This window comes from Mannheimia pernigra (assembly GCF_013377995.1).
GTDB lineage: Bacteria > Pseudomonadota > Gammaproteobacteria > Enterobacterales > Pasteurellaceae > Mannheimia > Mannheimia pernigra.
Window position 1 is genome coordinate 1,049,871 of record NZ_CP055305.1, and the last position, 16,062, is coordinate 1,065,932.

Here is a 16,062-nt window from a genome sequence, read left to right on the forward strand (position 1 = left end):
CATCATCTCTCTTTCGAAAAAGTAAAATTGATTTGTTTTTTACATCATTTATACTTTTAATTTGAAAGTAATCGTAGCTGAGTGAGATTTCTTATATAGAAGTTCAACTCAATCTCCTGATGTATGAGGCAAATTAATTCCAAATAACCTTTAATCTCTAGGGATAGAATATGAATGCAAGAATTATATTGGCTATAACATATATATTATTGATGGGATTAGGTTTTCCTATAATGAGATATATGAGTATACATTTTGAAACAATTAATAATAATGCAGTTAGATTTTTATCTGGTGGATTAGTGTTCGTTTTCATATGTATATTAAGATTTAGGAATGAGATAAGAAAAATCATAATAAATCCCAAAATAATATCTTGGCTAATTATTCTTGGTTTTTTTATGACTTTAAATATGTTCTTTTTTATTAATGGAATAAAATATACTTCAGCATTAGCTGGAAGTATTTTTGGAATAATTGCTATGCCTCTTGCCGTAAGTATGGCTGCAATTTTCTACAAGGATGAGCGTGAAAAAGTAAAAAGTTGGTGGTTTGTATTAGGTGCGATACTTTCAATTTTAGGTTCATTGATCTTTGTTTTTAATAATGGCAGCTCTTTGGATGGAAATGATTTTATCAAAGGTAGTCTATTTCTGAGCATAGCTATACTTATACAATCTGTCCAAAATCTTATTGTAAAAAAAGTATCAAAAAACCTGCACGCAATTGTGATAAGTGCTTCTACTGCTACTTTATCAGGACTTATTTATCTTATAATATCTATTGAAACTAACACTATACTGGAACTTAATAGTGTTCCCTCTAGCCTTCTGATTGGCTTAAGCCTTGCTGGAATATATGGTATGTTAACAGGAATGTTAATGGCTTTTTATATTGTCCAAAAAGAAGGGGTTGTGACATTTAATATAATACAATTACTGATACCATTATCTACCGCATTTATAGGATATATCACATTAGGAGAAACAATAACCCTATTACAAGTATTTGGAGCAATCATCGTAATAATTGGATGTACTATATCATTAAAAAAATCTACTTTAAATAGAAGAGAATAGTTGTATCAAGTTGGAATATAGGCAGATAGTTTACCATATTTGTTATTCTATGTGTTAATTATATACAAAGATGGGACGACTTTAATAATCAAATCAAATTTCTCTTAGAAAACAATGTGATGAGAAAGACTATTTATAACCTTTCAAACCAGAGGAAAAGATTTTCTTTTACACGGTAAGTGGTTCAAAGTGTCGTATTAATGTCAAAGTATGCAGGGAATTTTTGACATAGTTCACATTTCTGACAAAATATTTCACACAAATCTCACAATTTATTTTACTTTAATCATACTCCTACTTAAAATGGCACGACTTTTTAGTATTTATACTAAAAATCTTTCTTCATTCATTTATAGGTTATAGGATTTCTATTATGTTATGGTTCTTTTTCTGTGTAGCCGTACTTGTACTTGGCTATTTTACTTACGGAAAAATCATTGAAAAAATCTTCGTGATTAATCCAAGTAAGGTAACACCTGCTAACTCAATGAGAGATGGTGTGGACTATATGCCAATGTCTAAAACGAAAATTTGGCTCATTCAATTATTAAATATTGCAGGTACAGGCCCGATTTTTGGTCCGATTTTAGGTGCGTTATACGGACCAGTCGCAATGCTTTGGATTGTGCTTGGCTGTATTTTTGCAGGTGCCGTGCACGATTATTTCTGTGGTATGTTAAGTATCCGCAATGGTGGTGCAACTATGCCAAATCTTGCTGGTCAATTCTTAGGCCGTCCAGTAAAATTCTTCATTAACGTGATGGCATTAGTTTTACTTTTATTAGTAGGGGTAGTATTTGTTGCAAGCCCAGCCCAATTATTATCAACGATTACAATGGATATTGCGGGTGCAACTCAAGGTGCAATGGAATTAGGCAATGTTGAGGCTATGCAAGAAGCTGTTGCGTCAGGTGGTGTAACAGTTTGGGGAATGGATAAAGCAGCGGTAATCTCTGTTTGGACCATCATTATTTTTGCTTACTACATCTTAGCAACATTATTACCTGTGGATAAAATTATTGGTCGTATCTACCCAATCTTTGGCGCGTTATTACTCTTTATGTCTGTTGGGATGGTGTATGGTTTAGTCAGTGCCCATTTAAGTGTAGCAGATCCAATTGACTTCTTCCGTACTGTAAATGCTGATGGTCAAGGCTTAACGTGGGAAAAATTCACGCAAAATTTCCAAGTAAAAGGTGATGTACCAATTTGGCCTTTATTATTCTTAACGATTTCTTGTGGTGCGTTATCAGGTTTTCACGCAACACAAACTCCATTAATGGCACGTTGTGCACAAAATGAAAAAGAAGGTCGCTTTATTTTCTATGGTGCAATGATTACTGAAGGTGTAATTGCATTAGTATGGTGTGCAGTAGGTCTTTCATTCTATGAAAATCCGCAAGCATTACAAGATGCAATTTCTGCAGGTTCTCCTTCTAAAGTGGTATATGACAGTTCATTACACTTCTTAGGCTTTATCGGTGGTATCTTCGCAGTATTAGGTGTGGTTGTATTACCAATTACTTCAGGCGATACCGCATTCCGTGCAGCACGTTTACAATTAGCAGAAATCTTTAACTTAGAGCAACGTACGTTTGCAAAACGTTTATACATTGCTATTCCATTATTTGTGCTTGGCTTTATTGTATCAAAATTGGATTTTAGCGTGTTATGGCGTTACTTCACTTGGGCAAACCAAATGACAGCAATGGTAATGTTATGGACAGCCGCAGGTTACTTATATCGTTATAACAAATTCCACTGGGTATGTTCGATTCCTGCGTGGTTTATCACAGCCGTCTGTGCAACTTACCTAGCCTATAACAAAATCGGCTTCGGTTTAGATTACCAATTATCGGTGTACATTGGCTTAGTGATTACGGTGGTGTGTATCATCTGCTTCTTCACGTTACTTAAACCATATAATGTAAGTGATAAAGATGAGTTAGCAACCAGTTAAACTTGATTAAAAATGCAAAAGTGGGGACAATAAGTCCCCACTTTTTTGGTTATACGACTTTGATTATGCGATTTTTTGATACTCACACTCACTTGGATTATCTTGCAGAAAGCCTTAATTTAAGTATTTCTACGTTGGTAGAAAATGCTCAAAAATATCAAGTGGAAAAAATATTAGTAGTTTCTGTGTTTGCAAAAAATTTTGAAAAAGTAACCGCTTGTGCTAATGAAAAGCCAGAAAATATTGTTTATGGTTTAGGTTTGCATCCGCTCTATATTCAAGAACATTGCCTTTCAGATTTAGATTTATTGGAAAATGCGTTGAGTCTAAAAGAGCCGCAATGTACTGCGATTGGCGAAATTGGCTTAGAAAAAGCCGTGGCAGAAGTTTCTTCCCCTGAATTATGGAAAAAACAGTGCTCATTTTTAGAGGCACAGCTCTCATTTGCTCAAAAATTCAAGTTACCTGTGAACCTCCATTCACGAAAAAGCCACGACCAATTATTTGTATTTTTGAAAAAAGCTCAGCTCTCAAAAAATGGAGTGGTTCACGGTTTTGCTGGTAGCTATGAGCAGGCAAAACGCTTTGTGGATCTTGGCTATAAAATAGGAGTTGGGGGAACAATAACTTATCAACGAGCAAACAAAACACGTGAAGCAATCCGAAAATTACCGTTAAACAGCTTGCTGCTTGAAACCGATTCTCCTGATATGCCTGTCTTTGGTTTTCAAGGTCAGCCTAATCGACCTGAGCGACTTATCGAAATTTTTTCTAGCTTATGCCAATTAAGACACGAGTCGCCAACTGTTATTGCAGAAACCATTTGGCAAAATAGCGAAGGTTTATTTTCTTAATCTTAATTGAGCTTGTTGTGTAGATATTGCCAAATTTGCTCTCCGTAATTGGTATTAAAATAAGCATAAATTGCTTCTTCTTGTGCTTTTATTTCAAGATTTTCACAACAATTTACCATTTTTTGCTGATAAATGACCGCTTGTAACTCAAAATGCACCCCCGATAATAAGTAATAGCCTTTTCCTAGTTGGCCCTCTATTATTGCTAATGAACCATCAGGATAGTAAGCTAATGGGCGGTAAGCGGCTGTTGGGTTTGGTTTGAAGCAGCAACCACCATGATAATAAAAAGGGGTTTTTCCACCTTCTGCAAGTGTTATTTCAACCATCGACTTGCTTTGAATTCCTTCATCATACAGCTGCCCGTGGGTAAATTGGGGTAGACTGCCTTTTGCCATACCGTCAAATAAAGCAAGCTCTCGGCTGCCTTTTACGCTATAGTTAAGCCCTTTGAAATCTAATTCAGCACAGCCATAATAGGCTCCAGCACAGATGCCGAGATAAGCTCCACCTTGCTCAATAAAATGGCGAATATAGCGATTGCCTTCTCCGTTTAATTTTTGGCAGTAAGGTAAATCGGCGCCGCCGGGCATAATCAATAAACAGCTATTGGCTAATTTGCCTTGAATAATTTGCTCAGCGTTGATAAGACGAGTTGGGCGTTGTAAATGCTGTTCTACCGCTAATAGCAATGATTGAACACCCATTTCGCTAACGCCATCATCAGAATAAATATAAACTGGTTTTACCATTTCAAATTTACATTTGCTCAAAATATATCTTCCTATATAATCCCTTGCGAACATTCCATCATATTTCATTTAAGGAGACATTATGTTCGCCACTCAATTAACTCAAACCAAACGTTGGCTAGAAGCTAATAGTACAACGGCATTTTGGTTGAAAACCTTTATTGGTGCAACCTTGCTTGCCATTTTTGCTCAAATTTCTGTGCCGATGTACCCTGTGCCAATTACCGGTCAAACACTTGCGTTAACGGTTGTTGGTTTTGCTATGGGGCGTAAAGCCGCAACCGCAGCGGTTCTACTTTATCTCTTTGAAGGTGCTATTGGCTTACCTGTTTTTGCAGGCGGTGCATCAGGTTTCCATCACTTCTTTGGCCCAACTGGCGGTTATTTATTAGGCTATATCCCAACTGCATATTTTTTAGGTTATTATAGTGATAAAGGTGTATTAAACTCGTTCTGGAAAAGCTTATTTGTGGCGTTAATTGCTAGTGTAATTACCTTTGCTTTTGGCTTAGCTCAGCTTTCTTTCTTTGTACCAGAAGGTACGGTGTTACAAGCTGGCTTATATCCATTTATTTTAGGCGGTGTGATTAAGGCTTTGCTGGCAAGTGTTTTAGTCAGCCCAAGCTATAAATTTTTCTCTAAACTCTAATCGTTATAAAGGCTTTGTTTGTGGCAAAGCCTTTTCTGATAAATTTTGATTGTCCTATTTTTGATATTCACATTTCTTCATTATTTTTCAAAACTCTGAATTTAAGCATCTTAGCAAAATAGCAAAAAGTTATTTTCTCTTTCTATATTATCACTTTTTTGCTTAAAATCTGCTAACTCGGTACAATAATGGGCTGCACAATAGCAAATTGCTTTTAAGGAGAATTCATTGAATAGCACTAAATTTTACTCCCTTTATTCAGGTATCTTTTTTCTATTTTTCGGTTATGGTTTATTTCTAAACTCAGCGGGGATCAAACTTGCCGAAATGGGGGTGACGGATATTGTTATCGGTTTACTCAATGCTGCTTTCTTTATTGGGGCAGCTTTAAGTACGATTTTTGCTCACCGTATTGTGTCAAGTGTTGGGCATATACGCTCATTTAGCGTGTTTTGTGCTATTTTTGCTATTGCTGCATTAAGCCATATGATGGTAGATAATTTATGGAGCTGGGGTGTATTACGCATCATTTTAGGATTTTGTCATTATAGTTTATTGTTATTGGTTGAAAGCTGGCTGAGCGAAAAAACCAATCTGGATACCAGAGGTAGAGTGCTTGCTACCTATAATATCATTTTCTATTTTGCTTTTATTTTAGGGGTAAGCTTATTAAGCTTGGAACTTAGTAGCCAAAATATTTTTACCTTATCGACCATTTTAGTTGTGATCTCGATGATTCCAATCGCACTGACTAAAATGGTTCAGCCCGATATTCCAGCTCGTGAACGCATCAGCATTCCTAAATTGTTTGCAATTTCGCCGTTAGCCCTAGCTACGAGTTTTATTAGCGGAATGTTGGTAAATGGTTTTTTTACGATGGTGTCAGTATTTTTGCTGAAATTTAGCTTTTCGTTAAGCGAAATTTCACTCTATTTAATGATATCAATGATAGGTGGTTTTATTAGCCAGATTCCAATGGCAATGTTATCAAACCGTATTGGCAGACGTAATATCATTTTATCTTGTGCAATAATTGCAACTATAACCTCACTCGCAGGGCTATTTGCAATTTTTCAAGAAAATATGACCGCTTGGGTACAATACATCATCGCTTTTTTATTTGGCTGTAGTTTATTTAGTTTATATGCGTTAAGTATTGCTCGTGCCAACGATGAGCTACCCAATAATATGAACACCGTTGAGGTAAGCAGAGGCTTGCTATTTTGTTATGGTATGGGAGCATTAGCCGCACCACCACTTATCGGTTTTGCAATGGCACTTTCTGCTGAATATGGTTTTTATTCACTCTTTGGACTGTGTTCGTTGATGTTATTAATCTGTGCTTTCTTAACTAAACCCATTCCAAAAGCGGAACGTGCAGAGATGCAATATGCCACCCCAATTGCAACAGCAAGCCCGTTGGAAGAGATTGAAACAGTTGAAGAAGAGCTTATTCCATTTGATGAAGAAGTGGTGCAGGAATACCAAGCTCAGTTGGAGACACTTGAAGAAGAGCAAGAAACAGAGCAAGAAAAATCTGAAAATAGCAAAATTTAATTTTGATTTGTTTTATGCTAGAATGCCAGTGCTTTTATTCCCCACTTGTAAGGGAAATAATAAGCACTGCAAAAGTTCACAAAAATCAAACCGCTTGCAAGCGGTTTTTTCATTATCAAACTCAACAAGTAATCTCTCGTATGGGTTACCACTGTAAGGATTTATTATGCCAATTATTACTCTACCAGATGGTTCACAACGTTCATTTGAGAACTCGGTTTCCGTAATGGAAGTTGCTCAATCTATCGGTGCAGGTCTTGCGAAAGCAACGATTGCAGGGCGTGTAAACGGTGAGCGTCGTGATGCGTGCGATATTATCAGTGAAGACAGCACTCTTGAAATCATCACAGCAAAAGATGAAGATGGTTTAGAGATCATTCGTCATTCAACTGCTCACTTATTAGGCCACGCTATCAAACAATTATTTCCCGATGTCAAAATGGCTATTGGCCCGACTATCGAGAACGGTTTCTACTATGATGTTGATCTAGACCGTTCTTTAACACAAGAAGATATTACTGCTCTTGAAAAACGTATGTTAGATCTGGCGAAAACTAACTATGATGTTGTTAAACGTCCAGTAAGTTGGCAAGAAGCTCGTGATACATTTGAAAGCCGTGGCGAGCCATATAAAATGGCTATTTTAGATGAAAATATCGATCGCACAGAGACGCCAGCGTTATATCATCACGAAGAATATATTGATATGTGCCGTGGTCCTCACGTGCCAAATATGCGTTTCTGCCAACATTTCAAACTACAAAAAGTAGCAGGGGCTTATTGGCGTGGCGATAGTAAAAACAAAATGCTTCAACGTATTTACGGCACAGCTTGGGCGGATAAAAAACAGTTGAGCGAATACTTAACGCGTTTAGAAGAGGCGGCAAAACGTGACCATCGCCGTATCGGTAAGGCATTAGATTTGTACCATATGCAAGAAGAAGCACCTGGTATGGTGTTTTGGCATAATGATGGTTGGACAATTTTCCGTGAATTAGAAACTTTCGTACGCACCAAATTAAAAGAGTACGATTACCAAGAAGTAAAGGGTCCATTTATGATGGATAGAGTACTTTGGGAAAAAACAGGCCACTGGCAAAACTATGCAGATTTAATGTTCACTACTCAATCTGAAAACCGTGAGTATGCGATTAAGCCGATGAATTGCCCAGGTCACGTTCAAATTTTTAATCAAGGTTTGAAATCTTACCGTGATTTACCGATTCGTATGGCGGAATTCGGTTCTTGTCATCGTAACGAGCCTTCAGGCTCTTTACACGGTTTAATGCGTGTGCGTGGATTTACGCAAGATGATGCCCACATTTTCTGTACGGAAGATCAAATTGAATCTGAAGTAACTTCGTGCATTAGAATGGTGTATGACATTTACAGTACCTTTGGCTTTACTAACATTGCTGTGAAACTTTCAACTCGTCCAGAAAATCGTATTGGTGATGATGCAATGTGGGATAGGGCGGAAGAAGGGTTAGCGAATGCACTTCGCAATAACGGTTTAGAATACCAAATTCAAGAAGGTGAGGGGGCGTTCTACGGTCCGAAAATTGAGTTTGCATTACGCGATTGTTTAGGTCGTGAGTGGCAATGTGGTACGGTACAGCTAGACTTTGCCTTACCTGGTCGTTTAGAGGCTTCTTATGTGGCGGAAGATAATGCTCGTCGTACACCAGTAATGATCCATCGTGCAATTCTTGGCTCAATTGAGCGTTTTATTGGTATCATCACCGAAGAGTACGCGGGTTTCTTCCCAACGTGGCTTGCTCCAACTCAAGCGGTAGTGATGAATATTACCGATAGCCAAGCAGATTATGTACAACAAGTGGTAAAACAACTTTCGGATGCAGGTATTCGTGTAAAAGCAGACCTTCGTAATGAGAAAGTTGGCTTTAAAGTGCGTGAACACACTCTACGTCGTGTACCTTATATGTTGGTTTGTGGAGATAAAGAGATCGCAGAGGGAAAAGTTTCTGTGCGTACTCGTACAGGAACTGATTTAGGCGTTTATGCGGTAGCTGAATTAGTTGAAATTCTAAAGAACCAAGTCAAATTGCGTGAGCTTAAATTATTAGGCGAAAGCTAGTCTTTTAAACGTGAATAAAAATGCCCTCAAAATTATTTGAGGGCATTTGTTTTAGAGGGTAATTATTATTGAATTTCAAACTTAATGGGTACAGTAATGTTTGATGGGAAGCCAGCTGGTGGTGCGGATACACTTAAACCTTCTGCACTTTTAACGGCCGCTGCATCTAAATTACTATTGCCTGATGAATTAACAACAGAGACATTTGAAACTGAACCAGAGGGCGAAATATTAAATTTGATCGTGACTGTTCCTGTTCTACGCATCATCTTTTCGCGTTGCGGGTAAGAGTTGTTTGCTCTACGCTGTAATGCTCGCTGTAATAAGACTTTATAAGCAGAAATCTCACTCGCATTTCCTCCATTTGCTCTATTATTTGCAGTGGTGGAAGTTGAGTTGAGAGAGCCATTTTTTTGCCCACCAACAGCACCGTTAACCTCTTTTTCACCTTGAACTTCACTAGGAATTGCTTTAGCTACAATACCTTTTTGTGCCTCGGGAGCTCGTTCTAATGCTTTAATTGGTTTAGGTTTCTTTTTAGGTGATTCTTTACGTTTTTCTTGTTTTTTGGGCTTTTCTTTCTTTGGTTCTTCTTTAGGTTTTAAGGTTGGATCTGGAATAGCTTCGGGCTCTGGCTCAGGAGCGATTTTTTCTTCCTCAGCCTCTTTCACCTCTTCCTTTACCTCTTCGAGCGTTTCTGGTGCAGTGGCTACCTGTGGTTGTTCTAAAAGAGCTGCGACCATTTCCATAGATAACACATTTTGTTCTGCCATTTTTTCTTGTTGATGTTCTTTCAACCAAAAAAAGCCACCACCAAGCAATATGGCGTGAAGAGCTAAAGAAACGATAAGACCAATATGGGAATGTTTTTTTCTCATTCTTGTGTCCTATTTAAGGTATCTTTTCTGGTTCTGCTTGAGCAGGTGTAGTTTTGGGAGAACTCTCTTTTTGGGTGACAATTGCCACATTTTTAATTTCATGCGTAGATAATAAATCAGTTAATTCAACAAATTTCTCAAATGCTACTGCACCATCTACTTTTAATGAAACTTTTTGGGTTTTATCCCAAGTGGAAACCTCTGTAGTGAGTTGCTCTTTAGTGATAGGTTGATCATTAAAGAAAAATTGATTATCTGCTGTAATAGTTAAGAGTTTTGCTAAATCATCCGCTTTCATTGGCTTAGTAGAGGTTGCTTTAGGCACATTTACTTGAATTTTACCTTGAGAGATAAAAGAAGCGGTGACTAAAACAATTGCCAGTAGCACCAACATAATGTCAATAAAAGGGATAATATTGATTTCATCAAATTTCTTCATTGGTTACGCCTTATTCGTTATAAAAATAAACTAAGCTTTTTTAGCTTGTTGTGCTAACCATTTCAATTTTTTTTCTTCTACTTTACGACCAAAACCGTTGTAGAAAACCATTGCAATAATTGCGACTAAAATACCTACAGCCGTTGCTTTTAAAGCCAAAGAAAGATTTACCATAATTGAGGCTGCATCAATATCGCCACCAGATTGCCCTAAATGGTAGAATGTTAAAAGAATACCAATTACTGTTCCTAATAAACCAATATAAGGGGCATTTGAGCCTATAGTTGAAATAGTGGTGAGATTATGGGTTAAATCAATTTCTAACTCTTCTAATGTAGTGTATTGAGTGATATCAACTTTGGAATAAAACATAATACGTTCAATTGCTTTCCACACACAAATAATACTGAGTAAGCCCAATAATCCTAAGATAACAAGATCGGTATAGTTTTCTAAAAATTGAAATAATTGATTCATTTTGTAAGCCTCAAAAGGTAATTTTAATACGCTGTGCATTTGAAAATAGTTCTTAATTATATATAGAAAACATTGAATTTTCAACTTGAAATAATAGCCATTCCTTTTGGGATTTTATGATATAGTCACCATTTTAGTGAGATTGAGGATAACTTATGCCAGAAGTTACGTTTAAAGAAATTACCCCGCAACAAGCGTGGGAATTAATGGAAACCGAAGGAGCCGTGCTTGCTGATGTTCGTGATGCACGTCGTTATGTTTACAGCCACCCACAAGATGCGTTTCATTTAACAAACCAAAGTTACGGCAAGTTTTTAGATGAAGTTGATTATGATGAGCCTGTTTTAGTCATTTGCTATCACGGTGTGAGTAGCCAGAGTACCGCTCAATTTTTGATTGAACAGGGCTTTGAAAATGTTTATAGCGTAAAAGGTGGTTTTGAAGCGTGGGAACGAAACGGACTGCCTATTGAAACTTCTTATTAATAGATAAAGCGTCATTTTTTAGCTCAAGAAGGTTTTGTATGGATTATTTTGTCAATGTAAATGAACAGAATTTTAGTGAAGTTTGGAGTATGGCTGGGCAAATGCCGACCGTATTTCTTTTTATTTCGCCTCGTGAGATTGCCTCACTGGAAATGGAGGCTACACTTCGACGTATTGCTGATGAAAATCCTCAGCAATTTTTGTTAGCAACCATCAACAGTGATGAACAACAGGCGTTAGCAGCACAGTTTCGTATTCAACAAATTCCAACGCTTTATTTATTCTCGGATGGTCAGCCGATTGATGCTATTCAAGGCGTCATAAGCGAGCAAGAATTGCGTATTCGTCTTGCTAATATTTTGCCGAAACAGGAAGATCTTAAATTTAATCAAGCTTTGGAGCTACTGCAAGATGAGCGTTATAAAGAAGCGTTACCTCTTTTGAAATCTGCTTGGGAAATGACAGATAAGAAAAACAGTGATTTTGGCTTGCTTTATGCTGAAACCTATATTGCAATGAAAAGCATTGAACCTGCACGCGACATTCTAAACGCAATTCCAATTCAAGATAGAGATAGCCGTTGGTATGGTTTACAAGCTCAGATTGAGTTGTTAGAGCAAGCAAATGATTCACCCGAATTACAACAACTTCAAGCAGATTATACTCAACACAAAACCCCTGAAATTGCGATAAAATTAGCGAACCAATTACATCAATCTCATAAAAATGAAGAAGCACTCACGCTCTTATTGGATTGGTTAAAATCAGACTTAAATGTGGCGAATGGCGAGGTAAAAACGCAATTTTTAGCGATATTATCTGCACTTGGTACAGATCCTATTGTACCGAAATTTAGAAGACAGCTTTATTCACTTTTATATTAATTTGCAAAATTTTGGCAAAAAATAACCGCTTGTTGTAAAGCTAAAGCGGTAAAAATAAGGATTTATTATGACAACTAAATATGCAAAATTATTAATTTTAGGCTCAGGCCCAGCAGGCTATACGGCGGCAGTTTATGCGGCTCGTGCTAATTTAAAACCAGTATTAGTAACAGGTATGCAACAAGGTGGGCAATTAACCACAACGGATGAAATTGAGAACTGGCCAGGTGAATTTGAACAAATTACGGGCACAGAATTAATGAATAAAATGCTTAAACACGCAGAAAAATTTGATACTGAAATTGTGTTCGATCATATCCATAGCGTTGATCTCTCTAAACGCCCATTCACGTTAAAAGGGGATCTAAATACCTTTACTTGTGATGCGTTGATTATTGCGACAGGGGCCTCTGCAAAATATTTAGGCTTGCCATCTGAAGAGCAATTTAAAGGCAGAGGTGTGTCTGCTTGTGCTACTTGTGATGGTTTCTTCTATCGCAACAAGCCTGTTGCGGTAGTCGGTGGAGGCAATACCGCGGTGGAAGAGGCACTTTATTTAGCGAATTTAGCCAGTGAAGTGCATTTAGTGCATCGTCGTGATAGTTTCCGTGCGGAGAAAATTTTACTTGGCCGCCTACAAAAACGTATCGAAGAAGGCAAAATCATTTTACACACTGACCGCACGGTAGAAGAAGTGCTAGGCGATAATATGGGCGTAACAGGCTTACGTTTAAAATCGACTAAAGCAGAACTTATGGAAGAAATTAGGGTAGATGGCTTCTTTGTGGCGATTGGGCACGCACCAAATACTGCGATGTTTGATGGTCAATTAGAGCTTGAAAATGGTTATATCAAAGTAAAATCAGGCTTAGAAGGCAATGCCACAGCAACTTCTGTTGAAGGCGTATTTGCAGCGGGTGATGTGATGGATCACAACTACCGTCAAGCAATTACATCAGCTGGCACAGGGTGTATGGCAGCCCTTGATGCAGAACGTTTCTTAGATGCTCAAGAAGCATAAGGCAGAATTATGAAATTTACCGTAATTATTCCAGCCCGTTACGCCTCTAGCCGCTTACCTGGCAAACCACTATTGGATATTGCTGGCAAGCCAATGATTCAACGCGTGTGGGAAAAGGCTCAACAAGCAGGAGCAAGTCGTGTAATTATTGCCACAGATCATCCCGAAATTGAAGCTACTGCAAAAGCCTTTGGGGCTGAAGTTTGTATGACTTCAGACAAACATCATTCAGGCACAGAGCGTTTGGCGGAAGTAATTGAAAAAATGCAGATTGCGGATAATGAAATCATCGTCAATATTCAAGGCGATGAGCCGTTAGTTCCCCCCGTGATTGTTGAGCAAGTCGCTCGCAATTTAGATGCTTATCAAGTTAATATGGCAACCCTTGGTGTGAAGCTAGAAACCTGCGAGGAATTATTCAACCCTAATGTAGTAAAGGCTGTATCAGATAAAAATGGTATGGCACTCTATTTTTCTCGTGCTGCTATCCCATTTGCCCGAGATAGTTTTCCTGATTGTGATGATGCTTTTGTGGTCACTTATGGCTACTTACGCCATATTGGTATTTACGCTTACCGTGCAGGTTTTGTGAAACAATATGTTTCTTGGCAGCCCACGGCGTTGGAACAGCTTGAATCGTTAGAACAGTTGCGTGCGTTATGGTATGGCGAGAAAATTCACCTCGAATTAGCCATTGAGGCACCACAAGTAGGCGTAGATACGCCAGACGATTTGGAAAAAGTGCGAGCCATTTTTGCTTCTTAATATGATAGCAAGCGGCTTAATTTTTACGTTTTTTTGTAAATGTTGAAAAACAGGGCTGATATAACATCAGCCCTATTTTTATAAAGATTTTCCTGCCTCAGGGAGTAATTCAGGAATGCCATTTTTAATCGGGTAAGCAATATTGAGCTTACGGTTGATTAATTGGTTGCTCTCTTTGTCCCATTCTAATTTTTCATTAGAGATAGGGCAGACAAGGCCACGGAGTAGGTTTTCATTCATTTTATTTTCCTAGTTTTTGTAGAATGGGAGCTAATAAACAAGCGGTCGAATTTTCCGAAAATGTTGCAGAAACAGGCACATACCACCAATTTTCTTGCGCAAACGCTTTACATTTTACGGCATCTTTTTCGGTCATAAATAATGGCGTTTGGTTATCGGCTAATTCGAGAAGTTGAGCTTTATCAAAGGTTTGATGATCGGCAAAAGTGTGTGTTTTAGCAAGCTCAATACCTAATTTTTCCAACATCGTAAAAAAGCGAGGAGGGTGCCCGATACCCGCAATCGCAACACAAGGCTGTTTAAATTCGTTTAAAGGTTTGTGTTCATTGGTAAGCAGATTAATGGCATCAGAGGGTTCAAGTGTCATTAAATGCTCATTTGGTTTGGCTTGCCCACCATTACAGATTATTGCATCAACTGATTTTAAACGATGCGGCAGCTCACGCAAACCACCTGCAGGTAACACGAAATTGTTGCCAAAACGCCTTACTCCATCAACTACCACCCATTCCATATCACGCCGCAGTGCATAATGCTGTAAACCATCATCGGTAATAATGATGTCTAGTTCAAACTGATTTAACAGCAATTCAATGCTTTGTTGACGATTTGGCGAAATGGCCAATGGTACATTTGTACGTTGCACAATTAATACAGGCTCATCACCTACCATTTCAGCTGAGCTTTGGTGAGTAACTAATTGCGGAAAATTTTTCATCTTACCACCATAGCCGCGAGAAATTACGCCCACTTTCACACCACGTTGCTGAAGTTGTTCCACTAGCCAAACTACCACAGGGGTTTTACCGTTACCGCCCACAGAAATATTTCCCACCACCAACACAGGCACAGGTGAGTGGTACGATTGCAAAATATTCCAAGAATATAACCGCTTGCGAACGTGGCTAATCAACCAAAACAGCAACGAGAATGGTGCAAGTAGCCAAGTAATAAGGGATTTTGTTTGCCAGATTTTCATATTATTTATTTTTTTAGTGTTTCAACTAAATCTCGCAATAAGGCTAATTCACGTTTTTGGTTTTCGATGATTTCTTCTTTGTGGGCTAATAATTCATCTTTGTGAGAAATAATTAATTTTAAATTTTCAGTATATTCATTTCCATTTCCCAATGAAACAAAAGAATGAGTGAGATTATTAGCTGAGTGATTGATATAAATTTTACCTTCTTCCCCATAAGCTAACAATTCACAAATATCCATATTAAAGACTTCTGCAATTTGCTCTATTCTTGGTAGATTAGAAATAGTCTCACCACGTTCAATTTTTGCATATCCTTTGGTTGTCATACTTAATTTTTGAGCCATTTCTTCTTGTGTCCAATGATTATTTTCTCGCAATAATTTGATTTTTTCGTGTACTTTCATATGGTGCCTATAAAGTGTGGGGGTTATGGGTATTATGTCGGGTGGTAAGGGGTAAATGCTGTGGATTGTAACATTTCTTAGCCTAAATTAGAATCTTCAACGGTTTTTAACCATTAATTTAATTTTTTAACTTAAGGAAACGATTATGAATTGGTATCTTGATGTACTTAAAAAATATGCAACATTCTCCGGCAGAGCAAGACGAAAAGAATATTGGATGTTCTCATTATTTAATGTTATTTTCGCATCCGTATGCGGCTTTCTAGATGGACTTCTTGGTTTTATTAGTTATGAAACAGGTCTAGGTATTCTTGGCTCACTTTATATCTTAGCTACATTTTTACCAAGCCTTGCCGTATTGGTTAGACGGTTGCACGATACAGATCGTAGCGGATGGTGGGTATTAATAGGCATTATTCCTCTTATAGGTGCAATTGTTTTATTAGTCTTTGCTTGTTTAGATAGTAAAGTTGGTGAAAATAGATTTGGTCCAAATCCTAAGGAATTATCATGATAAGATTTTTACTTACTTCTATTT

The 16,062-nt window shown here is 37.7% G+C and carries 18 protein-coding genes; 11 read left to right on the top strand and 7 right to left on the bottom strand.

The genetic code is table 11. The features are described from left to right. Positions 1–170: 170 nt before the first annotated feature. The 3 genes from HV560_RS05155 (at position 171) to HV560_RS05165 (ending at position 3,893) form a co-directional block, all read left to right on the top strand. Positions 171–1,079, top strand: a complete 909-nt coding sequence (locus tag HV560_RS05155) for a DMT family transporter (protein WP_176812307.1) — start codon at positions 171–173, stop codon at positions 1,077–1,079. A gap of 373 nt (positions 1,080–1,452) precedes the next feature. Continuing rightward, a complete protein-coding gene (locus HV560_RS05160) occupies positions 1,453–3,039 on the top strand; it encodes a carbon starvation CstA family protein (protein ID WP_176808003.1) in 1,587 nt (528 codons plus the stop codon). A 65-nt stretch (positions 3,040–3,104) separates the two neighbouring features. Continuing rightward, positions 3,105–3,893: a TatD family hydrolase gene (locus tag HV560_RS05165; RefSeq protein ID WP_176812308.1), complete on the top strand. Its 789-nt coding sequence runs from the start codon at positions 3,105–3,107 to the stop codon at positions 3,891–3,893. A 2-nt stretch (positions 3,894–3,895) separates the two neighbouring features. Here HV560_RS05165 and HV560_RS05170 read toward each other — a convergent pair whose 3' ends face one another. After that, entirely contained in the window at positions 3,896–4,645 is a 750-nt protein-coding gene (locus HV560_RS05170; protein ID WP_176808998.1) for a BPL-N domain-containing protein, read from the bottom strand. A gap of 82 nt (positions 4,646–4,727) precedes the next feature. On the opposite strand from HV560_RS05170, the gene HV560_RS05175 reads away from it, so the two are divergent. The 3 genes from HV560_RS05175 to thrS all read left to right on the top strand — a co-directional run bounded on the left by HV560_RS05175 (position 4,728) and on the right by thrS (position 8,949). Then, positions 4,728–5,294: a biotin transporter BioY gene (locus HV560_RS05175; protein ID WP_176808005.1), complete on the top strand. Its 567-nt coding sequence runs from the start codon at positions 4,728–4,730 to the stop codon at positions 5,292–5,294. 228 nt (positions 5,295–5,522) lie between these two features. Then, a complete protein-coding gene (locus tag HV560_RS05180) occupies positions 5,523–6,851 on the top strand; it encodes an MFS transporter (RefSeq protein ID WP_159629237.1) in 1,329 nt (442 codons plus the stop codon). Positions 6,852–7,017: 166 nt separating this feature from the next. Then, on the top strand, positions 7,018–8,949 hold the full coding sequence (gene thrS / locus HV560_RS05185; protein WP_176812309.1) for a threonine--tRNA ligase: 1,932 nt from the start codon (positions 7,018–7,020) through the stop codon (positions 8,947–8,949). 65 nt (positions 8,950–9,014) lie between these two features. Here the strand turns inward: thrS and HV560_RS05190 are convergent, their stop codons facing one another. From HV560_RS05190 to exbB, 3 genes are read right to left on the bottom strand one after another with little or no spacing between them, the layout of a single operon-like run. Further along, complete coding sequence (locus HV560_RS05190; RefSeq protein ID WP_176812310.1) at positions 9,015–9,827, bottom strand: TonB family protein; 813 nt, start codon at positions 9,825–9,827, stop codon at positions 9,015–9,017. Between the two features lie 13 nt (positions 9,828–9,840). After that, positions 9,841–10,266, bottom strand: a complete 426-nt coding sequence (gene exbD, locus HV560_RS05195) for a TonB system transport protein ExbD (RefSeq protein ID WP_176808009.1) — start codon at positions 10,264–10,266, stop codon at positions 9,841–9,843. Between the two features lie 30 nt (positions 10,267–10,296). After that, positions 10,297–10,743 carry a TonB-system energizer ExbB gene (gene exbB / locus HV560_RS05200; protein WP_176808010.1) on the bottom strand — a complete coding sequence of 149 codons (447 nt, stop codon included), beginning with the start codon at positions 10,741–10,743 and terminating at the stop codon, positions 10,297–10,299. A gap of 155 nt (positions 10,744–10,898) precedes the next feature. Here exbB and glpE point away from each other — a divergent pair, with 155 nt between their 5' ends. The 4 genes from glpE to kdsB all read left to right on the top strand — a co-directional run bounded on the left by glpE (position 10,899) and on the right by kdsB (position 13,898). Beyond that, positions 10,899–11,228 (top strand): thiosulfate sulfurtransferase GlpE, encoded by a 330-nt coding sequence (gene glpE, locus HV560_RS05205; RefSeq protein WP_159629242.1) that lies wholly within the window; start codon positions 10,899–10,901, stop codon positions 11,226–11,228. Positions 11,229–11,266: 38 nt separating this feature from the next. Then, positions 11,267–12,112, top strand: a complete 846-nt coding sequence (locus HV560_RS05210) for a co-chaperone YbbN (RefSeq protein WP_176809698.1) — start codon at positions 11,267–11,269, stop codon at positions 12,110–12,112. A 67-nt stretch (positions 12,113–12,179) separates the two neighbouring features. Further along, on the top strand, positions 12,180–13,133 hold the full coding sequence (trxB, locus tag HV560_RS05215; protein ID WP_159629244.1) for a thioredoxin-disulfide reductase: 954 nt from the start codon (positions 12,180–12,182) through the stop codon (positions 13,131–13,133). 9 nt (positions 13,134–13,142) lie between these two features. Then, on the top strand, positions 13,143–13,898 hold the full coding sequence (kdsB, locus tag HV560_RS05220; protein WP_176812311.1) for a 3-deoxy-manno-octulosonate cytidylyltransferase: 756 nt from the start codon (positions 13,143–13,145) through the stop codon (positions 13,896–13,898). Positions 13,899–13,976: 78 nt separating this feature from the next. Here the strand turns inward: kdsB and HV560_RS05225 are convergent, their stop codons facing one another. Genes HV560_RS05225 through HV560_RS05235 form a run of 3 tightly spaced genes read right to left on the bottom strand, consistent with a single transcriptional unit; the run spans position 13,977 to position 15,524 of the window. Continuing rightward, the gene (locus tag HV560_RS05225) at positions 13,977–14,138 is read right to left on the bottom strand and encodes a Trm112 family protein (RefSeq protein WP_176808015.1); all 162 of its coding nucleotides are present in this window, start codon (positions 14,136–14,138) and stop codon (positions 13,977–13,979) included. Position 14,139: 1 nt separating this feature from the next. Next, positions 14,140–15,117, bottom strand: coding sequence for a tetraacyldisaccharide 4'-kinase (lpxK, locus tag HV560_RS05230; RefSeq protein ID WP_176812312.1), 978 nt, complete (start codon positions 15,115–15,117; stop codon positions 14,140–14,142). 5 nt (positions 15,118–15,122) lie between these two features. Next, on the bottom strand, positions 15,123–15,524 hold the full coding sequence (locus HV560_RS05235) for a helix-turn-helix domain-containing protein (protein WP_176808017.1): 402 nt from the start codon (positions 15,522–15,524) through the stop codon (positions 15,123–15,125). Positions 15,525–15,669: 145 nt separating this feature from the next. On the opposite strand from HV560_RS05235, the gene HV560_RS05240 reads away from it, so the two are divergent. Further along, on the top strand, positions 15,670–16,038 hold the full coding sequence (locus HV560_RS05240) for a DUF805 domain-containing protein (protein ID WP_176808018.1): 369 nt from the start codon (positions 15,670–15,672) through the stop codon (positions 16,036–16,038). Positions 16,039–16,062 lie beyond the last annotated feature (24 nt).